Source organism: Janthinobacterium sp. LS2A (assembly GCF_036543145.1).
In the GTDB taxonomy this organism is placed as follows: domain Bacteria; phylum Pseudomonadota; class Gammaproteobacteria; order Burkholderiales; family Burkholderiaceae_D; genus Janthinobacterium; species Janthinobacterium aestuarii.
In genome coordinates this window covers 746,729-766,257 of record NZ_JAZHPB010000001.1, presented here as the reverse complement: position 1 = coordinate 766,257, position 19,529 = coordinate 746,729, and the positions used below count along the sequence as shown (strand labels likewise).

Sequence of the window (19,529 nt, the reverse complement as noted above, 5' to 3'; positions counted from 1 at the left end):
TTCACTATATAAAACATAGGGAGACAAACCATGGCATCACCATCCGGCTCGGCCGACGTACGGAAAACTTCGACCAAGGGAACGCCGATTACGCCCGAGGAACGCAAGGTCATCTTTGCGTCCTCGCTCGGCACCGTTTTTGAATGGTACGATTTTTATCTGTACGGTTCGCTCGCTTCCATCATCGCCAAGCAATTCTTCATCGGCGACCCCACCACCACCTTCATTTTCGCGCTGCTGGCCTTCGCCGCCGGCTTCATCGTGCGTCCGTTCGGCGCGCTGGTCTTCGGCCGCCTGGGCGACATGATCGGCCGCAAGTACACCTTCCTGATCACCATTTTGATCATGGGCGGCTCCACCTTCATCGTCGGCTTGCTGCCGGGCCACGCGTCCATCGGCATCGCCGCGCCGATCATCCTCGTCATCCTGCGCATCCTGCAAGGCCTGGCGCTGGGCGGCGAATATGGCGGCGCAGCCACCTATGTGGCCGAGCACGCGCCTGAAGGCAAGCGCGGCGCGTTCACGGCGTGGATACAAACGACGGCCACTTTGGGCTTCTTCCTGTCGCTGATGGTCATCCTGGGCACCCGCCTGGCGACCGGCGAGAAGGATTTCGAAGCGTGGGGCTGGCGCATTCCCTTCCTCGTCTCCGTCATCCTGCTGGGTATTTCAGTGTGGATCCGCCTGGCCATGAATGAATCGCCGGCGTTTTCCAAGATGAAGGCCGAGGGCAAGACCTCGAAAGCCCCGCTGACGGAAGCGTTCGGCCAGTGGAAAAACCTGAAGATCGTCATCCTGGCCCTGATCGGCCTGACTGCCGGCCAGGCTGTCGTCTGGTACACGGGCCAGTTCTACGCCCTGTTCTTCATGATCCAGACCCTGAAAGTGGACCTGGCAACGGCCAATGTGCTCGTCGCCATCGCCCTGCTGCTGGCCACGCCATTCTTCCTGTTCTTCGGCAGCCTGTCCGACCGCATCGGCCGCAAGTACATCATCCTCGGCGGCTGCCTGATCGCCGCGGCCACCTACTTCCCGATCTTCAACGGCCTGACCCACTTTGCCAACCCGCAGCTGGAAGCGGCTCTGAAGAACTCGCCAGTGGTGGTCGTGGCCGATCCTGCTTCCTGCCACTTCCAGTTCAACATGACGGGCACGAAGAAATTCCCATCGTCGTGCGACATCGCCACCGGCTTCCTGTCGAACAGCTCGGTGAACTACACGAAGGAAGACGCACCGGCCGGCAGCATCGCCAAGGTACGCATCGGTACGAAGGAATTCACGTCGTTTAACGCCGTCATGACGCCGGACGGCCTGAACTTCGATGCGGACAGCAAGGCCAAAGAAGCGGCGCTGAAGAAAGAACTGGGCGCCGGCATCAAGGAAGCGGGCTACCCTGCGAAAGCCGATCCGGACCAGATCAACAAGCCGATGGTCGTCTTGCTGCTGTTCATCCTGGTGCTGTACGTGACCATGGTGTACGGCCCGATCGCCGCCATGCTGGTGGAAATGTTCCCGACGCGTATCCGTTACACCTCGATGTCCCTGCCCTACCATATCGGTAACGGCTGGTTCGGCGGCTTGCTGCCGACCACAGCCTTCGCGCTGGTGGCTTTCAAGGGCGATATCTATTACGGCCTGTGGTATCCGATCGTCGTCGCCCTGGCGACTGTCGTGATCGGCACCCTGTTCGTCAAGGAAACGAAGGACAACAATATCTACGCCGACGACTGATACGGCGCAAGCCCCGGCCGCAAGGCCGGGGCCCGCAAAGCAAAACGCCGCTGACTGGTCAGCGGCGTTTTTTTATACGGAGGCAAGCTTATTTGTCGCTCTCGCCCTTTTTCAGCTGGTCGCGCTGCTGCACGTATTCCTGGTAACTGGTCTGGTTGCGCTTGCGGCAGGCATTGCGGTCGTCGAAATTATTGAGGCTGTTGCAATACTCGCCGATCTTGTCCCGGTTCGCGTCATACAGTACTTCGCAGCCGGTCATCGCCAGCAAGAAGGGAACGATCAGATATTTCATTGCTACTCTCATGGATAGGGACGGGATTGCGCGAAAAACACCAGATTGCCCGCTGGATAAGCAAGCAGCTTTATCTTAACGCGATCCCGGCGGAAAGTACAAGCGCTCGGTATTACTAAATGGAAAGGATTCCTGGCGCAACGAGCTGACCGGCGCTGGCATCCTCGTTCAACAGCGGATTTCCAGCAGCGAACGCCGCCAGGTGCTCGAGCAGCACGCGCACGCGGGCCGGCAGGTAGCGCCGCTGCGTCCACACGGCGTACACGTGGCGCGGCTGCGGCATCCAGTCGGGCAGGACGCGCACGAGGCTGCCGCTGGCCACTTCGTCGCGGCATTGCAGAAGCGGACACAGCAGGATGCCGATGCCTGCGTCGGCCATCTCCACGGCCAGGCGCATTTCATTGACGCGCAGGCGCGCCTGCGGTTCGATCACCATTTCGGCGCCATCGCCGGGCCGGCGCAAGCGCCAACTGCGCAGCGGCTCGGCCACGATCAGCTCGTGCTGTTCCAGTTCCTGCAAGTCGCGCGGCACGCCCGCGCGAGCCAGGTAGGCTGGCGCGGCCACCATCACCAGCGAAGCGCTGCCCAGCCGGCGCTGCATCAGCGAGGAATCGTCGAGCGCGCCCACGCGGATGGCCAGGTCGGCGCCGCTGCCCACGAGGTCTTGCAGCAGGTTCGACAGTTCCAGCTCCAGGCGGATATCCGGGTACTTCTGCATGAAGCTGACCCAGGCCGGCGTCAGCAAGCCGCTGGCGAAGTTGACGGGCGCCAGCACGCGGATGCTGCCCGAGACGGCCGACAGGCTGGCGTCGAGCTGCTGCGTCGCTTGCCGCAAGGCATGCACGAGGGGCCGGCACTGCTCGTAGTATTGCCAGCCTTCCGCCGTCGGCTGCAGGCGGCGCGCGCTGCGGTTGAGCAAGCGGTAGCCGAGCTGGCTTTCCAGCTTTTGCAGCCGACGCGTGACGGTAGCGGCGGGCAAGTCTTCCTTGACGGCCGCCGCATGCAGGCTGCCCGCCTCGACAATGGAGACAAACAGGGCTAAGTCATCAAGCATGATTCGTCGAGCATGATTGCATTTTCGGAATTTGAAATTAAAAATATGGCTCTAGTATAGATTGCTGCAAGTCGTTACGCTGCCATATCTTCACCATTTGAAAGTGCTCCATGTCCGAAGCCCTGCGTTTGCGCTGCGTATTTGCCTTCCTGATGTCGCTGCTCATGACCCTGCTGATGAGCGCCTGGGTCACCTGGCTCAATATCGGCCTGCAGGCCGATTTCCTGCCCCGCTGGCGCCATGCCTTCTTTGCCGCCTGGCCAGTGGCCTTCTGCGCCGTGATGCTGTTCGCGCCCCGCGTGCAGCTGATGAGCCGCAACATCGTGGCCCGGCTCGCCAGCAGCGCTTGACCGGCAGTCGTCCGCCGGCAGTACCACTCGGTCACTCCCGCCCACGGCCGCCCTGATCCGGGCTATGCTATGACCGTCTTCTTTACCGCGGAGTGCCCATGCTCGATCACGTTTCCCTCACCGTCAGCGACCTGGAACGCGCCGAGCGCTTCTATGACGCCGTCTTTGCCGCGCTCGACGTGCCCAAGGTGGGCAGCGACCATGCCAACGCCTGGATAGGCTATGGCGAGCGCAGCGACGCGCAGCATCCTGAGCGCAGCTACTTTTCCGTGCGGCTGGGCCCGCAGCCCGACGACGCGCCGCGCCGCCATTGCTGCTTCAAGGCTTCCTCGCGCGCGGCCGTGGAAGCGTTCTGGCAGGCGGGTCTGGCGCATGGCGGCATCGACCTGGGCGCGCCCGGACTGCGCCACTATCACACCAGTTATTACGCGGCCTTTTTGTTCGATCCGGACGGCAACCGCATCGAAGCCGTCTGCCATCGCGCCGACGCCAGCTGACAGGACGGGAAACCCGGCTCTGTTCGGCATTTCCACTTCGGGACGATTTGCCTATAATGGCTGGCACGCCATACCGGTCCGTGAACAAAGAAGGAGATTCATGCATCATCTATTCGTCGGCCGCCCCGCGCGCACCATGCTCTTCTCCAGCGCCGGCTTGCTGCTGGCTGGCTGTTTTTCCGGCTGCTCCCTGTTGCCATCCACGCCAGTCACGCCAGGTATTCCCGCCACCGCGGCCCTGCCCGACGCCAGTATCGCCTATACCCTGAGCGGCCAGAACGGCTTGCCCGTGGTCTTCCAGTCGGCCATGGGCGACGGCAAGGATGTGTGGGCCAAGGTCGTGCCCGAAGTGGCCAAGCAGCACCGCGTGCTCGTCTACGACCGCCCCGGCTACGGCGACAGCCAGAAAACCACCACGCCGCGCGATCCCTGCACCATCGCCGCCCAGCAGCGGGCCCTGCTGACGCAAGCGGGCCTGAAGCCGCCGTATGTGCTCGTCGGCCATGGCTTGGGCGGGCTGTACCAATATGTGTATGCGAGGCTGTATCCGCAGGACGTGGCCGGCCTCGTCCTGCTCGATCCTACCCACCCGCAGCAGTGGAACCGCCTGCAGACGGACGCGTCCACTTACGCCATGCTCGTCAAAACGCGGCGTAAACTCATGTTCAACAGTACGGAATCGACCGAATTCGATGCCCAGACGCAGTGTCTGCAACACGTCGACATGAGCAGCCCGCTGCGCGTGCCCGCCATGCTGCTGGTGCGCGACAAGTTCGGCATCGAGGAAATGGGCTCGTTTGAAAACGTGGTGCGGGCCCAGGAAAAGGATTGGCAGCGCCTGTCCGGCGCGCCAGCCATCGAGCGCATCACGGGCGCCGGCTATTACATCCAGAAAGACAACCCCGTCATCGTCAACGAGGCGGTCAAGATGGTGGCGAAGAAGAAGTAAACATGCTTGCTGGCGTCCGTGGTGGTGTCGGATTACGCGCTTGCGCGCTAATCCGACCTACCCGGCTCTTGAGCCCTCGTAGAGGCGTAGGTCGGATTAGCGCGGCAAAGCCGCGCGTAATCCGACAATATTGTTGGCGTCGGCTTAGCTATTAAACCCCTTGCCCTCGCCCGCCAGCTTCACCAGCAGCGGCGCCGGCGTCCACGCTTCGCCGTGGCGGCCATTGGCATAGCCGGCAATCGTGTCGAGCACGTTCGGCAAGCCGACCGTGTCCGCATAGAACATCGGGCCGCCGCGGAACAGCGGGAAGCCGTAACCGGTCAAGTACACCATGTCGATGTCCGAGGCACGCAAGGCGATGCCCTCTTCCAGGATACGCGCGCCTTCATTGACGAGCGCATACACGAGCCGTTCGACGATTTCTTGGTCGCTAATCTTGCGCCGCGCCACGCCGATGTCGGCGGAGTGCTGGATAATCATGGCATTGACCTGTTCCGACGGATACGCCTTGCGGTCGCCCGGCTTGTAATCGTACCAGCCGGCGCCCGTCTTCTGGCCAAACCGCCCCAGTTCGCACAGCAAATCGGCCGTCTTCGAATACGTGACGTCCGGCTTTTCCACGTAGCGGCGCTTGCGGATGGCCCAGCCGATATCGTTGCCGGCCAGGTCGCCCATGCGGAACGGTCCCATGGCGAAGCCGAATTTCTCGACCGCCTTGTCGACCTGTTCCGGCAGGCAACCTTCTTCCAGCAGGAAACCGGCTTGGCGGCTGTATTGCTCGATCATGCGGTTGCCGATGAAGCCGTCGCACACGCCCGAGACGACACCTGTCTTCTTCAGCTTTTTCGACAGCGCCAGCGCGGTGGCCAGCACGTCCTTGCCAGTCTTCGCGCCGCGGACGATTTCCAGCAGCTTCATGACGTTCGCGGGGCTGAAGAAATGCGTGCCGATGACGTCTTGCGGGCGTTTGGTGAACGCGGCGATCTTGTCAAGGTCCAAAGTCGATGTGTTCGAGGCGAGGATGGCGCCCGGCTTCATGACGGCGTCGAGCTGTTTGAAGACGGTTTCCTTGACGCCCAGCTCTTCGAAGACGGCTTCGATGACGATGTCGGCTTGCGCAATGTCCGCATACGCCAAGGTGCCGGAAACGAGCGCGATGCGCTGCTCGGCCTTCTCCTGCGTCAGCTTGCCCTTCTTCACCGTGTTCTCGTAATTCTTGCGGATTGTGGCCAGGCCCTTGTCCAGCGCTTCCTGTTTGGTTTCCAGCAGCATCACGGGGATGCCCGCGTTGGCGAAGTTCATGGCGATGCCGCCGCCCATGGTGCCGGCGCCGACGATGGCCGCGCTGGCGATCGCGCGCACTGGCGTGTCGGACGGCACGTCGGGCACCTTGCTGGCGACACGCTCGGCAAAGAAGGCGTGGCGCAGGGCTTTCGACTCGGGCGACTGCACCAGCTGCATGAACAGTTCGCGCTCGTACTTCAAGCCGTCGTCGAATTTCATCGTCACGGCGGCCGCCACGGCATCGACACATTTGAGCGGTGCGGGGAACGGACCGGACATGGCTTTGACGGTATTGCGCGAAAACTGCAAAAACGCTTCGTGGTTCGGGTAGTCGACCTTGCGCTCGCGCACTTTCGGCAGCGGACGCACGTCGGCCACTTTCGTGGCGAAGGCCACGGCGGCGGCCAGCAAATCGGCGCCAGGCGCGATGACTTCGTCGAACAGGGCCGTGCCGGCCAGTTTTTCGGACGCGGCGGGCGTGCCCGAGACGATCATGTTCAGGGCCATTTCCAGGCCCAGCACTCGCGGCAGGCGCTGCGTGCCGCCCGCGCCCGGCAAGATGCCGAGTTTGACTTCCGGCAAGGCCATCTGCGCGCCAGGCGCGGCCACGCGGTAGTTGCAACCGAGCGCCAGCTCCAGGCCGCCACCCATGCAGACGCTGTGGATGGCCGCCACGACCGGCTTGGTCGATTGTTCGACGACGTTGATCAGGGTGTGCAGGGTCGGTTCCGTGAGCGCCTTGGGCGAATTGAATTCCTTGATATCGGCGCCGCCCGAAAAGGCCTTGCCGGCGCCCGTGATGACGATGGCTTTGACGGCCTCGTCGGCCAGCGCCTGGCGGATGCCGGCCACGGCGGCCGTGCGCGTCGCCAGGCCCAGGCCATTGACGGGCGGGTTGGCCAGGGTAATGACGGCAACGGCGCCGTTTACTTGATATTCAGCACTCATGTCTCTTCCTTATTGATTTTTGCTCAGCGATGAGGTGGTTGCAAGGGATGAAGCTTCACTATACCGCATAAAAGAACGCTCGTATTATTTTTGTCGTGACGCGCCCGGCGCCAGCATGCTACGCCATGGTACAACATCGTTTGCGGAAAGATTCTGCTGCAAGCGGCAAGCTCTTGTAGAAGCTATCACTTGGATATTCATTTAAATAATAAAACCACAACAATAATAACAACGTTTTATTATGTAGAAGAATGGGTTTGTTATATGCCGACATGGGGCAATTACGACAGTTTTTACATTATTTATTCCCGCCCCTTGTTTTTCGCCAGACGCTGGGGAATAATAAAATTGTTGATTCAAATCAATACTCTACAATTTATCTACTAAAGGCAAACCGCAGGGCGAACACTGGCGGCCGTTGATCGCGCACATTCTCACCGATTATCACCAGATGCCGGCAATGCAATAACATCGCCGCCTTAATCCCTGCCTTAAACCGATAGCGGAAAAAATAATAACAGCAGCCTTATCGTTCCCATTCCTCTTCTCACCCCGAAGGAAATACTATGGACGCAGCCAGCCATGTCAGCCACTCGCAGGATCTGGACTTACAAGCGATAAATACTGCATTGAACCGTGTCCAGGCCGTCATCGAATTCGAGCTTGACGGCACCATCCTGCATGCGAATGACAATTTCCTGCGCGTCGTCGGCTATACCCTGGCCGAAGTGCAAGGCAAGCACCACGCCATCTTCTGCGACCCCGAGTATGTCAAAACGGACGAATACAGCAACTTCTGGGCCAAGCTGGGACGCGGCGAATTCGACCAGGGCGAATACAAGCGCCGCGCCAGGGATGGGCGCGAAGTGTGGATCAATGCTTCCTACAATCCCATCCTCGACGCGGACGGCAAGCCGTATAAAGTCATCAAGTTCGCTACCGACATCACAGCCCTGAAAAAACGCAATGTCGAATACGAAGGCAAGGTCAGCGCCATCGGCAAGGCGCAGGCCGTGATCGAATTCGACATGCAGGGCAATGTGCTGGACGCCAACGACAATTTCCTCGCCGTCATGGACTACGACTTGAGCGATATCCAGGGCGAGCACCACCGCATGTTCTGCGAACCCGAGTATGCCAGCAGCACCGAGTACAAGAAATTCTGGCAAAAGCTCAACCGCGGAGAATTCGACGCGGGCCGCTACAAGCGACTGGGCAACCATGGCAAGGTGGTGTGGATACAGGCCACCTACAACCCCATCCTGGACCTGAACGGCAAACCGTATAAAGTGGTCAAGTTCGCCATCGACATCACGGACCAGGTGAACCTGGAAAACAGCATCCAGGCCAAGGCCGCCAACGACAGCCGCAAGGTCAATGCCCTGCTCGACTCGGTGGCGCGCGCGGCGCAAGGCGACCTGACCTGCAATATCGTGCCCGAAGGCAGCGAACCGATCGATTTGCTGGCCGGCGGCATCAGCAAGATGATCGTCGACTTGCGCGGCGTGATCGGCAACGTGGTGTCGGCCGCCAACGGCTTTGCCGACGCGTCGAACGCCATCGCCGAACGGGCCACGGGCGTCGCCGTGGGCACGCAGGCGCTGGGCGCCACGGTGGAAGAAATGAACGCGTCCATCGACGGCCTGACGTTTTCCATCAATTCCATCGCGGAAAACACCTCGAACGCCGATTCCCTGGCGAAAGCCACGCAGCAGGAAGCGGAAGCGGGCGCGCGCGCCGTCGCCAAATCGATCGAAGCGATGGACTTGATCAACCGCTCGTCGGAAGACATCGGCGAAATCGTCAAGGTCATCAGCGAGATCGCCAACCAGACCAACATGCTGGCCTTCAACGCGGCCATCGAGGCGGCGCGCGCGGGCGAACACGGCCTGGGCTTTTCCGTCGTCGCCGACGAGGTGCGCAAGCTGGCCGAGCGCTCGTCGCAGGCGACCAAGGAAATTTCCAAGCTGATCAACGAATCCGTCAAGCGCGTGTCGACCGGCAGCGAGATTTCGCGCCAGGCCAGCGACGCCTTCGACAAGATCGTCTCGGGCGTGGCGAAAACCACCCTGGCCATTTCCGACATCTCGAAGGCGGCCAACGAGCAGCTGCTGACGGCGCGCGAAGTGTCGACCGCGATCCAGTATATCGCCGAGGAAACGGAAAAGTCGGCCGCCAACTGCGACAGCATCGCCCGCTCGACGGATGGATTGAACGAACGCGCGGGCAGCCTGAACCAGACTGTCTCCGGCTTCGTGGTGTAGGCGATGAGCCACGCGGCCACCTTGACGCCCGAGGTGCTGACGACCCTGATCGCGCTGGTACGCCAGCACACGGGCATCGCCATGACGGCGCGCAAGAGCGTCTTGCTGGAACGGCGTTTGCAGCCACGGCTGCAGGCACTGTCCCTGCACAGCTACCAGGCTTACCTGGAGCGCGTGGCCAGCGACCGCGACGAGGTGGCCCATTTCATCGACCTGGTGACCACCAACGACACGCTGTTCTTCCGCACGCCGCAGATCTGGGATTACTTCCGCGACCGCTACCTGCCCGCCTGGGCGCGCGCGCATCCGGATGGCTGCCTGGCCATCTGGTCGGCGGCGGCGGCCAGCGGCGAGGAGCTGTATTCGATCGCCATGCTGTGCGAGCAATTCAGGCTGCAAGCGCCGTCTTTCCGCTACCAGATCCTGGCCAGCGACATTTCGCAGCAGATCCTGGGCGCGGCGCGGGCGGGCCAGTACAGCGGGCGCTCCGTCGAGCGCATCCGCTTGTCGCACCCGGACTTGCTGCGCAAATATTTCACGCCAGCACCGTATGGCGTCCAGGTCAACGAGGAATTGCGGCAACACGTCAGCTTTGCCCAGCATAACCTGCTCGAAGCGCTGCGCCCGGCGCGGCAGTTCGACCTGGTGTTCCTGCGCAATGTGCTCATCTATTTCGATGCCGAGCACCAGGAAACCGTGCTGCGCCAGGCGCGCGTGAGTCTCAAGGATGAAGGCCGGCTGATCCTGGGCGAATCGGAAACCATCACCCGCCTCGGCACCGGCTACCAATTCGAGTTTCCCATGATTTATAAGGCGGGTACCGCATGAGCATCATCATCGATCATCGCCTGCCGCTGCACCATGTCGGCATGGGCCAACTGAGCGTGGGCACGCACGGCGAGCAGCTGCAAGCGTTGCTCGGCTCCTGCATCGGCATCGGCTTCATCTGGAAAAATGGCCCATGCTGCGGCCTGGCCCATTGTCTGTTGCCGGAAGCGCCCGGCGCCGACAGCGCCCCTGGCGCGCGCTATGTGAGCCAGGCCGTGCCTTCGCTGCTGCGCCTGATGGGCGTGCGCCAGGCCGATTACGCCGACATTGACGTGGTGCTGGCGGGCGGCGCCAGCATGTTTGGTCCGCGCAACGGGCGGCTGCAGATAGGCCGGCAAAACGCGGAAGCGGCGCAAAAATACCTGGACCAGTGCGGCTTGCACGTCAGCTTTTGCGCGCTGGGCGGCCGCCACGGGCGCCAGTTGCTGATCGATTGCGCCCGGCACAGCTACGCCGTCACCGATGTGGTGGCGCAACCTGAATTGATTCCACGCAAGGAAGGCGCATATGGATATGCATGAAGCGACGGGCTTGCAAGCGCAGGGCACAAGCGACACGGCCACCGAACTGTTCGGCTCCTTCCACCTGGGCGGCGATGAATTCGCCCTGCCCGCCAGCTGCATCCGCGAAGTGGTGAACTATCCCGCGAAAGTCACCGCCCTGCCCCTGTCGCCCGCGTATCTGGAAGGCATGTTCACCTTGCGCGGCAGCGTCATCCCGGTGGTCAACCTGGGCCGCTTGTTCCGCGCCGATGCGCCACGCGCCATGGCCACGGACAAGATCGCCATTCTGGACTTCCAGCAAGTGCTGATCGGCATCGTCTTCCAGGATACGGGAGAGATCCTGCGCGTGCCCGCCAGCGCCCGCAGCGCCCTGCAATATGCGGCCGGCGACAGCCACGCCGTCATCGCCGGCACGATCCTGCTCGATGGCGGCGCACGCCTGCTGCAGGTGCTCGACCCGCACGCCCTGCTGCGCATTGAAAACGTGCCCCATGTGCTAGCCCTGCAGGCAACGGGCGCCAAGCTGAGCACGGCCCGCTACCACGCGCAAAGCGAACGCCGCCAGTGCGTCAGCTTCCACGCGGCCGGCGCCACGTTTGCCTTCGAAATGCTGGCCATCCAGGAAATCATACGGGTGCCGGAACTGCACAGCTCCCTGCTGAATAGCGAGCTGTGCCTGGGGCGCATGCATTTCCGCGGCAGCCAGGTGGCCGTCGTCGACTTCGGCGCCCTGCTGCAGGCGCCCGCATCCGGCACGGCGGCCACGCTGGACCAACGCATCATCGTCGTGCGCCTCGAGGACACGACCGTGGGCTTCCTCGTCGACTCCGTCGACAGCATCGTGCATTTCTTTGGCGACGAAGTGCTGCCGATTCCCCTGCTGAGCAAGGCGCGCGCCGCCATGTTCGCCGGCTGCATCACGAAAGAGGGGCTGGGCGACATCATTTTCCTCGACCACAAGGGCATCCTGTCGCAGGCGGAAATTATCGAGATGCGCGACGGCCACGCGCGCCTGTATCCGGCCGACACGGAAACGGCCGCCGCCACGCACAAGGCACAGCGCCGTGTCTACATCACGTTTACGGTGGAAAGCCGCTTCGCCGTGGAAATCGGGCAAGTGCGCGAAATCATCGATTTCAGCGGCGCCATCACGACGCCGCCGGGCATGCCGGCCTGCATGCGCGGCATGCTCAACTTGCGCCAGCAAATGATCAGCATCATCGATCTGCGCCAGTTGTATGCCATGCCGGCCTTGCCGGACGATAGCACCGGCAAGATTCTGATCGTGGAACGGGGCGCCGAGCGCTACGGCTTTCTCGTCGACCATGTCGACAACATCATGACCATCTCCGACAGCCAGCGCTTTGCCGCACCGCAAATCATCCGCACGGGAGAACATGAGGACTTGCGCAGCGAAATGGATGAGATGATCGATATCGGCACGGATGCGCAGCGCCAGACCCTGTCCGTCTTCCAGTGCGACCATCTGCTGGAAAAGCTGGGGGCGGCGCTGCCGCAGGCGGCCTAGCGCTACATGCCGGGCAGCTGGTGTCCCTTGAACTGCTCGCGCAGCTTGTTTTTCTGGATCTTGCCCGTCGCGCCCATGGGCAAGGCGTCGATGAACAGCACGTCATCGGGCGTCCACCACTTGGCGATCTTGCCTTCAAAAAATTGCAATAACGCTTCGCGCGTGACCGTCATGCCGGGGCGCAGCACGACGACGAGCACGGGGCGCTCGTCCCATTTCGGGTGGAACACGCCGATGCAAGCCGCCTGCAGCACGGCCGGGTGCGCCATGGCCAGGTTTTCCAGGTCGATGGTGCCGATCCACTCGCCACCCGACTTGATCACGTCCTTGCTGCGGTCCGTGATCTGCATGTAGCCATCCGTGTCGATGGTGGCCACGTCGCCCGTGGGGAACCAGCCATCCTGCAACACCTCGCCGCCCTCGTTCTTGTAATACGACGAGATGATCCACGGCCCCTTCACCAGCAGGTGGCCATACGCCACGCCATCCCACGGCAATTCCTTGCCATCGTCGTCGACGATCTTCATGTCCACGCCGTAGATCGCATGGCCCTGCTTTTGCAGGATCTTGCGCTGCTCGTCCTTCGGCAAGTCCAGGTGCTTGGTCTGCAAGCCGCCCGCCGTGCCCAGCGGCGACATTTCCGTCATGCCCCAGGCGTGGATGACTTCCACGTCGAACTTGTCGATCAGGGTATCCATCATGGCTGGCGGACACGCCGCGCCGCCGATCACGGTGCGGCGGAAGGTGGAAAATTGCAGATTATTCTGCAAGGCATGGTTGAGCAGGCCCAGCCAGACGGTAGGCACGCCGGCCGAGAACGTTACTTTTTCCGCCTCGAACAGTTCATACAACGACTTGCCGTCCAGCGCCGCGCCGGGAAACACCATGCGCGCGCCGGACAGGGGCACGGAATACGGCAAGCCCCAGGCATTCACGTGGAACATGGGCACGACGGGCAGCACGGTGTCCGAAGCGCGCACGTTCAGGGCGCTGGGCATGGCTGACGCGTACGCGTGCAGCACGGTCGAGCGGTGCGAATACAGGGCGCCCTTGGGGTTGCCCGTCGTGCCCGACGTGTAGCACAGGGTGGCGGCTGAATTCTCGTCGAACAGGGGCCACGTGTAGTCGTCGGAATGCGTGGCGATCAAGTCTTCATAGCACAGCAGATCGGGGATGGTGCTGCTGGCGGGCATGCGTTCGCGGTCGCACATCAGCACGAAATGACGGACGAAGGTGCAGTCGGCGGCGATCTTTTCCACCACGGGGAGGAAAGTCAAATCGAACAGCAAGACCTGGTCTTCCGCATGATTGGAAATGTAGGCGATCTGGTCGGGAAACAGGCGCGGATTGATCGTGTGCAGCACGGCACCCGAGCCGGACACGGCATAGTACGCTTCAAGGTGGCGGTAGCCATTCCAGGCCAGGGTGGCGACGCGGTCGCCCATGCCGACACCGAGGCCGTGCAAGGCGTTCGCCAGCCGGCGCGCGCGCTGGTGGCAATCGCGGTAGGTGTAGCGGTGCATATCGCCTTCCACCCGCCGCGAAATGATTTCGCTGCCCCCATAATGACGCGCTGCAAACTCGATAATGCTGGAAATCAGCAGGGGCTGATTCATCATCTGGCCCATCACTGGACTCAAGGGGAATGCCGACATCGTGTCTCCTGGGTTGGATACTTGCTTATTGTTGGAATTTAAAGATTTTCCCTAGTTTCGTACGGTCGTGCGGAAATCGTCAACGCATTTCGATATTGCGATGCAGCATGGAATTTTCGGTTCCGTTTTTTGCCGTGCGGATACCCACTACGACGCCCGCCACGCGCCTTGGCGCTGTGCGGTAAAATCGCATTCCAGGCTGGCGCACCGTGCCGCCACCTCTTATTTGACTGGAATTGCCATCACCGCTCATACCTTACCACTGGATAACGCCTTTGCGGCCTTGCCGCCCGCGTTCTATACGCGCTTGATGCCCACGCCCCTGCCCGCCCCGTATTTCGTGGCCGCCAGCGCGCCAGCCGCGGCCCTCATCGGCCTCGATGCGGCGCGCCTGGCCGAACCCGACTATGTGGCGCTGCTGAGCGGCAATGCCGTGGCCGAGCGTTCGATGCCCCTGTCGGCCGTGTATTCGGGCCACCAGTTCGGCGTCTGGGCCGGCCAGCTGGGCGATGGCCGCGCCATCTTGCTCGGCGATATCGCCACGGCTGATGGCCCCATGGAACTGCAGCTGAAAGGCGCCGGCGCCACGCCGTATTCGCGCATGGGCGATGGCCGTGCCGTGCTGCGCTCGTCCATCCGCGAATTCCTGTGCTCGGAAGCCATGGCGGCGCTGGGCATTCCCACGTCGCGCGCGCTGTCCATCATGGGTTCGCAGCAAGGCATCATGCGCGAAACAGTCGAGACTGCCGCCGTCGTCACGCGCATGGCGCCCACTTTCGTGCGCTTCGGCTCGTTCGAACACTGGTTTTACCGCAAGCAGCCGGACGAGCTGAAAATCCTGGCCGATTACGTCATCGACAGCTTCTACCCCGACTTGCGCGCCGCATCAAATCCATATCAAGCCTTGCTGGCCGAAGTATGCGTGCGCACGGCGCACATGATTGCACAGTGGCAAGCCGTGGGTTTCATGCATGGCGTCATGAATACGGACAATATGTCGATCCTGGGCCTGACCCTCGATTACGGCCCCTTCGGCTTCATGGAAGCGTTTGACGCCGAGCACATCTGCAACCATACGGACCAGCAAGGCCGCTATTCCTACGCCAACCAGCCGCAGGTCGGGCACTGGAACTGCTATGCGCTGGGCCAGGCGCTGCTGCCGTTGATCGGCGAAGTGGCATTGGCGCAGGCGGCGCTGGACAGCTACCAGCCCGCTTTTGCGGAGAAGATGAATGCCTTGCTGCGTGCCAAGCTGGGCTTGCGCACAGTGCAAGACGAAGACACGGTGCTGTTCGACAGCATGTTTGCGCTGATGCAAGCCAATCACGTGGATTTCACCAACTTCTTCCGTGCCCTGGCGACACTGCAGGTGACCGCCCCCGAGCACGACACCGTGCTGCGCGACATGTTCATCGACCGCCCCGCCTTCGATACGTGGGCGGCGCAATACCGCGCGCGCCTGCGGCAGGAGCACAGCGTCGATGCCGAGCGGCAAGCGGCGATGAACCAGGTCAACCCGAAATACGTGCTGCGCAACTACCTGGCACAAGTGGCCATCGAAAAAGCCCAGCAGCAGGATTACACGGAAGTGGCGACATTGCTGGAAGTTTTGCAAAAGCCATTTGACGAACAGCCCGAACACCAGCACTATGCGGCCCTGCCGCCCGACTGGGCCAGCCACCTTGAAGTCAGTTGCTCATCCTGAGGAGTCATTATGACCACGAATAAAGTCAAGAAAACCGACGCCGAATGGCGCGCCATGCTCGATTCGATGCAATACGAAGTCACGCGCCACGCGGCCACGGAACGGGCCTTCACGGGCAAGTTCTGGGACCACCATGAACATGGCGTCTACACCTGCGTCTGCTGCAACACCCCCCTGTTTGCCTCGGACACCAAGTTCGACTCGGGCTGCGGCTGGCCCAGCTATTTCCAGGCACTCGACCCGGCCAACGTGACGGAAATCGTCGACCGCAGCCATGGCATGGTGCGCACGGAAATCGTCTGCGCCGTCTGCGACGCCCACCTGGGCCACGTCTTCCCGGACGGCCCGCCGCCAACCGGCTTGCGCTATTGCATCAATTCGGCATCGCTGCGCTTCGATCCGCAACCGTGAGACACTGGAATGGCGGGCGGGCATCTTGCTCCTAAGCCATTCCTAAGATGAATGTAACAAGACCCGTGTAAAGTCTCGCCATGAAATTTCTATTCGACCTATTCCCCCTGATCGCCTTCTTCGCCGCCTTCAAGCTGGGCGGCATGTATGAAGCGGCCACGCACGATTTCGTGCAGCAATATCTGTCCGGCTTCGTGTCTGGCGGCTTGATCAAGGCCGACCAGGCGCCGTGGATACTTGCCACCCTCGTCGGCATCGTCGCCACCGCTTGCCAGGTCAGCTATCTGCTGCTGCGCGGGCGCAAGGTGGACGGCATGCTGTGGCTGTCGCTGTTCATCTTTGTCGTGTTCGGCGGCGCCAGCATTTACCTGCATGACGATTTCTTCCTGAAATGGAAGCCGACCCTGATCTACTGGCTGTCCGGCCTGGCCCTCTTGATCGCCCACGTGGGTTTCAAGAAAAACCTGATCCGCAAGACCATGGAAGCGCAAGTGCAATTGCCCGAAGTTGTGTGGAACCAGCTGCTGGCCGCATGGATCATCTTCTTTGGCGCCATCGGCGCGCTGAACCTGTTCGTGGCCTTCGTGCTGTACAAGGGCGACATGGCCGCCTGGGTCAGCTTCAAGGCGTTCGGCGCGACGGGCATCTTCTTTGCCTTTATCGTGGCGCAAACCCTGTTCCTGGCCAAACATATCAAGGAAGACGCATGATGACGAACGACACGGCAACGCGCATGGAGCGCATTCGTACCCGCCTGGAAACGGCACTTTCCCCTCTGGAATGTGTGCTGGAAGATGACTCGGCGCGCCACCGGGGCCATGCGGGCGCCGCCTCGGGCGGAGGCCATTACAATCTACGCATAATTTCTAGTCAATTTGAGGGGCTCAGGCTCGTCATGCGCCATCGACTGGTGTATGATTCCGTGCACGATATGATGCATAATGAGATACATGCATTGGCGATTGTGGCCCTGGCGCCGTCCGAAGTAGTGTAAGGACGGCGTTTTTGGCGTACCGGGGCAACTTGGTATGCCGTTTGCCGCAAGCGCCATGCACGCGTTTTCTTCCCATGCGTTTTTTACGAAACTTTCCCTAACAGGATTTAATAATGACTTTTAAGCCAGCCCGCTTGCTGATCGCACTACTCGCCGTTGTCGCGGTACCTGTTTTTGCGCAAAATGTTGCCGTTGTTAATGGCAAGCCTATCCCATCGTCGCGCGTTGATGCAGTCGTCAAGCAAGTCGTCGCCCAAGGCCAGCAACCGGATTCGCCGCAACTGCGCGAAATGATCAAGAAAGACTTGATCGGCCGTGAAGTGCTGATGCAAGAAGCGGAAAACAAAGGTTTCGGTAAAGATGCAGCAGTCAAGCAGCAAATCGAGAACGCACGCCAGGCCATCGTCATCAACGCCCTGGTCGGCGACTACCTGAAAAAGAACCCGGTCAACGACGCTGAAATCAAGGCCGAATACGACAAGTTCGTGGCCCAGACCGGCGACAAGGAATACCACGTGCGCCACATCCTGGTCGGCACCGAAGCGGAAGCGAAAGACATCATCGCCAAGCTGAAAGGCGGCGCCAAGTTCGAAGACCTGGCCAAGCAATCGAAAGATACCGGTTCGGCCGACAACGGCGGCGACCTGGACTGGGCAGCACCATCGTCGTTCCCGAAAGTATTCTCGGACGCCTTCGTGAAACTGCAAAAAGGCCAGGTCACCGACACCCCGGTGCAAACGCCTAACGGTTTCCACGTGATCAAGCTGGACGACACCCGCGCGGCAAAACTGCCGACCCTGGAAGAAGTCAAGCCACAGATCGCCGAAGCGCTGCAGCAAAAGAAACTGCAAGCGTATCAGGAAGAAATGATCAAAAAAGCGAAAGTTCAGTAAGAACGGACCTCCCCGGCGCCCTTTTCGGCGCCGGTCGTGTATTCTGCGCCTGAATGCGCACTGCGCGACAGCCGCGCGTATCGATTTTTAGTATATTTATTAGGAATGAACATGATTTTGAAGCCAGCCCGTTTGATCTTAGCCCTGGTCGCCGTTGTAGCGATCCCTGCGTTCGCGCAAAACGTCGCCACCGTGAATGGCAAGGCCATCCCATCGTCGCGCGTCGACCAGGTCGTCAAGCAAGTCGTCGCCCAAGGCAAGCAAGCGGATTCGCCGCAATTGCGCGAAGCCATCAAAAAAGACCTGATCGGCCGCGAAGTGCTGATCCAGGAAGCCGACAAGCAAGGCTACGGCACGCGTCCGGAAGTCAAGTCGCAGATCGACAATGCCCGTCAAAGCATCATCATCAACGCCCTGCTGGCCGACTACGTCAAGAAGAACCCTGTCAAGGACGCTGAAATCAAGGCCGAGTACGACAAGTTCAAGGCACAAGCGGGCGACAAGGAATATCATGCACGCCACATCCTGGTGGCCACCGAAGCGGAAGCGAAAGACATCATCGCCAAGCTGAAAGGCGGCGCCAAGTTCGAAGAACTGGCGAAAGTATCGAAAGACGGTTCCGCAGCCAATGGCGGCGACCTGGACTGGGCTAGCCCGGCTTCGTACGTGAAGCCATTCTCCGACGCCATGGTTGCTTTGAAACCAGGCCAGGTCACGCAAACGCCAGTGCAATCGCAATTCGGTTTCCACGTGATCAAGCTGGAAGAAACCCGTCCGACGAAGCTGCCGGCACTGGAAGAAGTCAAGGGTCAAGTGGCCGAGTCGCTGCAACAGAAGAAACTCGCCGCTTACCGCGATGAGTTGATGAAGAAAGCAAAAATCCAGTAATATCGGATGAAGATGAAAAGGCGCTCCACGGAGCGCTTTTTTTACGTCTGAACATGGGGAAACAGCATGGACTTGCACGTCGGATTAAAAATCGCACTCGAAGCTGCTGCCGAACCGGGCCGTGCAGCGCCCATGCAGGCGTATATGCGCGACCAGTTCATTTTCCTGGGCGTGGCAGCGCCGCAGCGGCGGCTGGCCGCCAGGGACTTGCTGGCGGGCTTGAAGGGCATCGATGCCGCGACCTTGCTCGAGCACGCGCAGCTGCTGTGGCAACAGCCGCAGCGCGAATACCAGCACGTGGCGCTCGACATGCTGGCGCTGCACTGGCGCCAGCTGAACATCGCTCACCTCCCCGCCCTGCTGGCGTTGGCGCGCCAGCGGGCCTGGTGGGACAGCGTCGACGGCATGGCGGGTATCGTCGGCGAGGTGCTGCAGGCGGAGCACCAGCGCGGCGGCGACGGCCATGCGCACATGGATGACGCGCTGCTCCATGAAGACTTCTGGCTGCGCCGCATCGCCATGCTGCACCAGCTGGGCTGGCGCGCCGACACAGGTGCCGGCTGGCTATTCGGCGCGGCGCTGGCGCTGGCCCATGAAGACGAGTTTTTCATCCGCAAGGCCATCGGCTGGGCCTTGCGCGATTACGCGCGCCACGCGCCCGAAGCCGTGACGGCGTTTGCCAACGCGCACCGCCAGAAACTGTCTGCGCTCAGCTACCGCGAGGCGTTGAAGCACCAGCCACGGTGAACGCCTGC

The 19,529-nt window shown here is 61.3% G+C and carries 19 protein-coding genes; 15 read left to right on the top strand and 4 right to left on the bottom strand.

The features are described from left to right. Positions 1–30: 30 nt before the first annotated feature. Positions 31–1,731 carry an MFS transporter gene (locus tag V3C40_RS03550; protein ID WP_331776533.1) on the top strand — a complete coding sequence of 567 codons (1,701 nt, stop codon included), beginning with the start codon at positions 31–33 and terminating at the stop codon, positions 1,729–1,731. Positions 1,732–1,819: 88 nt separating this feature from the next. Here the strand turns inward: V3C40_RS03550 and V3C40_RS03545 are convergent, their stop codons facing one another. Both V3C40_RS03545 and V3C40_RS03540 read right to left on the bottom strand, forming a co-directional pair. Then, a complete protein-coding gene (locus V3C40_RS03545) occupies positions 1,820–2,023 on the bottom strand; it encodes a hypothetical protein (RefSeq protein ID WP_331776532.1) in 204 nt (67 codons plus the stop codon). 115 nt (positions 2,024–2,138) lie between these two features. Further along, entirely contained in the window at positions 2,139–3,077 is a 939-nt protein-coding gene (locus V3C40_RS03540) for a LysR family transcriptional regulator (RefSeq protein WP_072453541.1), read from the bottom strand. 110 nt (positions 3,078–3,187) lie between these two features. Here V3C40_RS03540 and V3C40_RS03535 point away from each other — a divergent pair, with 110 nt between their 5' ends. From V3C40_RS03535 to V3C40_RS03525, 3 genes are all read left to right on the top strand, one after another. Further along, positions 3,188–3,427, top strand: a complete 240-nt coding sequence (locus V3C40_RS03535) for a DUF2798 domain-containing protein (RefSeq protein WP_070302497.1) — start codon at positions 3,188–3,190, stop codon at positions 3,425–3,427. 98 nt (positions 3,428–3,525) lie between these two features. Continuing rightward, complete coding sequence (locus V3C40_RS03530) at positions 3,526–3,924, top strand: VOC family protein (RefSeq protein ID WP_072453540.1); 399 nt, start codon at positions 3,526–3,528, stop codon at positions 3,922–3,924. A 100-nt stretch (positions 3,925–4,024) separates the two neighbouring features. Continuing rightward, on the top strand, positions 4,025–4,873 hold the full coding sequence (locus tag V3C40_RS03525) for an alpha/beta fold hydrolase (RefSeq protein ID WP_331776531.1): 849 nt from the start codon (positions 4,025–4,027) through the stop codon (positions 4,871–4,873). 144 nt (positions 4,874–5,017) lie between these two features. On the opposite strand, the gene V3C40_RS03520 is transcribed toward V3C40_RS03525, so the two are convergent. After that, complete coding sequence (locus V3C40_RS03520; RefSeq protein ID WP_331776530.1) at positions 5,018–7,105, bottom strand: 3-hydroxyacyl-CoA dehydrogenase NAD-binding domain-containing protein; 2,088 nt, start codon at positions 7,103–7,105, stop codon at positions 5,018–5,020. Between the two features lie 566 nt (positions 7,106–7,671). Between V3C40_RS03520 and V3C40_RS03515 the strand changes: the two genes are divergently transcribed. From V3C40_RS03515 to V3C40_RS03500, 4 genes are read left to right on the top strand one after another with little or no spacing between them, the layout of a single operon-like run. Beyond that, positions 7,672–9,369: a methyl-accepting chemotaxis protein gene (locus V3C40_RS03515; RefSeq protein ID WP_034756094.1), complete on the top strand. Its 1,698-nt coding sequence runs from the start codon at positions 7,672–7,674 to the stop codon at positions 9,367–9,369. A gap of 3 nt (positions 9,370–9,372) precedes the next feature. After that, positions 9,373–10,197 carry a CheR family methyltransferase gene (locus V3C40_RS03510; protein WP_331776529.1) on the top strand — a complete coding sequence of 275 codons (825 nt, stop codon included), beginning with the start codon at positions 9,373–9,375 and terminating at the stop codon, positions 10,195–10,197. Beyond that, the gene (locus tag V3C40_RS03505) at positions 10,194–10,718 is read left to right on the top strand and encodes a chemotaxis protein CheD (protein WP_331776528.1); all 525 of its coding nucleotides are present in this window, start codon (positions 10,194–10,196) and stop codon (positions 10,716–10,718) included. Before V3C40_RS03510 ends, V3C40_RS03505 begins: the two co-directional genes overlap by 4 nt. Beyond that, on the top strand, positions 10,705–12,228 hold the full coding sequence (locus V3C40_RS03500) for a chemotaxis protein CheW (RefSeq protein ID WP_331776527.1): 1,524 nt from the start codon (positions 10,705–10,707) through the stop codon (positions 12,226–12,228). The genes V3C40_RS03505 and V3C40_RS03500 overlap by 14 nt, the downstream gene beginning before the upstream one ends. Positions 12,229–12,230: 2 nt before the next feature. Here V3C40_RS03500 and V3C40_RS03495 read toward each other — a convergent pair whose 3' ends face one another. After that, positions 12,231–13,883, bottom strand: coding sequence for a 3-(methylthio)propionyl-CoA ligase (locus V3C40_RS03495; RefSeq protein WP_331776526.1), 1,653 nt, complete (start codon positions 13,881–13,883; stop codon positions 12,231–12,233). A 199-nt stretch (positions 13,884–14,082) separates the two neighbouring features. Here V3C40_RS03495 and V3C40_RS03490 point away from each other — a divergent pair, with 199 nt between their 5' ends. The 7 genes from V3C40_RS03490 (at position 14,083) to V3C40_RS03460 (ending at position 19,521) form a co-directional block, all read left to right on the top strand. After that, the gene (locus tag V3C40_RS03490) at positions 14,083–15,588 is read left to right on the top strand and encodes a protein adenylyltransferase SelO (RefSeq protein ID WP_442907226.1); all 1,506 of its coding nucleotides are present in this window, start codon (positions 14,083–14,085) and stop codon (positions 15,586–15,588) included. Positions 15,589–15,597: 9 nt separating this feature from the next. Then, complete coding sequence (msrB, locus tag V3C40_RS03485) at positions 15,598–15,999, top strand: peptide-methionine (R)-S-oxide reductase MsrB (protein WP_034756083.1); 402 nt, start codon at positions 15,598–15,600, stop codon at positions 15,997–15,999. Between the two features lie 80 nt (positions 16,000–16,079). Beyond that, positions 16,080–16,709, top strand: a complete 630-nt coding sequence (locus V3C40_RS03480; protein WP_219328973.1) for a septation protein A — start codon at positions 16,080–16,082, stop codon at positions 16,707–16,709. Beyond that, positions 16,706–16,993: a BolA family protein gene (locus V3C40_RS03475; protein WP_058048143.1), complete on the top strand. Its 288-nt coding sequence runs from the start codon at positions 16,706–16,708 to the stop codon at positions 16,991–16,993. The genes V3C40_RS03480 and V3C40_RS03475 overlap by 4 nt, the downstream gene beginning before the upstream one ends. Positions 16,994–17,106: 113 nt before the next feature. Further along, positions 17,107–17,886, top strand: a complete 780-nt coding sequence (locus tag V3C40_RS03470; RefSeq protein WP_034756076.1) for a peptidylprolyl isomerase — start codon at positions 17,107–17,109, stop codon at positions 17,884–17,886. A 111-nt stretch (positions 17,887–17,997) separates the two neighbouring features. Beyond that, the gene (locus V3C40_RS03465; RefSeq protein ID WP_034756072.1) at positions 17,998–18,774 is read left to right on the top strand and encodes a peptidylprolyl isomerase; all 777 of its coding nucleotides are present in this window, start codon (positions 17,998–18,000) and stop codon (positions 18,772–18,774) included. Positions 18,775–18,840: 66 nt separating this feature from the next. Beyond that, on the top strand, positions 18,841–19,521 hold the full coding sequence (locus V3C40_RS03460) for a DNA alkylation repair protein (protein ID WP_331776524.1): 681 nt from the start codon (positions 18,841–18,843) through the stop codon (positions 19,519–19,521). Positions 19,522–19,529 lie beyond the last annotated feature (8 nt).

Coding starts and splice junctions, on each gene's coding strand:
- V3C40_RS03495 (WP_331776526.1), bottom strand. CDS start 13,883: ATGTCGGCATTCCCCTTGAGTCCAGTGATGGGCCAGATGATGAATCAG.
- V3C40_RS03545 (WP_331776532.1), bottom strand. CDS start 2,023: ATGAAATATCTGATCGTTCCCTTCTTGCTGGCGATGACCGGCTGCGAA.
- V3C40_RS03500 (WP_331776527.1), top strand. CDS start 10,705: ATGGATATGCATGAAGCGACGGGCTTGCAAGCGCAGGGCACAAGCGAC.
- V3C40_RS03470 (WP_034756076.1), top strand. CDS start 17,107: ATGACTTTTAAGCCAGCCCGCTTGCTGATCGCACTACTCGCCGTTGTC.
- msrB (WP_034756083.1), top strand. CDS start 15,598: ATGACCACGAATAAAGTCAAGAAAACCGACGCCGAATGGCGCGCCATG.
- V3C40_RS03480 (WP_219328973.1), top strand. CDS start 16,080: ATGAAATTTCTATTCGACCTATTCCCCCTGATCGCCTTCTTCGCCGCC.
- V3C40_RS03535 (WP_070302497.1), top strand. CDS start 3,188: ATGTCCGAAGCCCTGCGTTTGCGCTGCGTATTTGCCTTCCTGATGTCG.
- V3C40_RS03510 (WP_331776529.1), top strand. CDS start 9,373: ATGAGCCACGCGGCCACCTTGACGCCCGAGGTGCTGACGACCCTGATC.
- V3C40_RS03505 (WP_331776528.1), top strand. CDS start 10,194: ATGAGCATCATCATCGATCATCGCCTGCCGCTGCACCATGTCGGCATG.
- V3C40_RS03465 (WP_034756072.1), top strand. CDS start 17,998: ATGATTTTGAAGCCAGCCCGTTTGATCTTAGCCCTGGTCGCCGTTGTA.
- V3C40_RS03550 (WP_331776533.1), top strand. CDS start 31: ATGGCATCACCATCCGGCTCGGCCGACGTACGGAAAACTTCGACCAAG.
- V3C40_RS03525 (WP_331776531.1), top strand. CDS start 4,025: ATGCATCATCTATTCGTCGGCCGCCCCGCGCGCACCATGCTCTTCTCC.
- V3C40_RS03515 (WP_034756094.1), top strand. CDS start 7,672: ATGGACGCAGCCAGCCATGTCAGCCACTCGCAGGATCTGGACTTACAA.
- V3C40_RS03520 (WP_331776530.1), bottom strand. CDS start 7,105: ATGAGTGCTGAATATCAAGTAAACGGCGCCGTTGCCGTCATTACCCTG.
- V3C40_RS03540 (WP_072453541.1), bottom strand. CDS start 3,077: ATGCTTGATGACTTAGCCCTGTTTGTCTCCATTGTCGAGGCGGGCAGC.
- V3C40_RS03460 (WP_331776524.1), top strand. CDS start 18,841: ATGGACTTGCACGTCGGATTAAAAATCGCACTCGAAGCTGCTGCCGAA.
- V3C40_RS03475 (WP_058048143.1), top strand. CDS start 16,706: ATGATGACGAACGACACGGCAACGCGCATGGAGCGCATTCGTACCCGC.
- V3C40_RS03530 (WP_072453540.1), top strand. CDS start 3,526: ATGCTCGATCACGTTTCCCTCACCGTCAGCGACCTGGAACGCGCCGAG.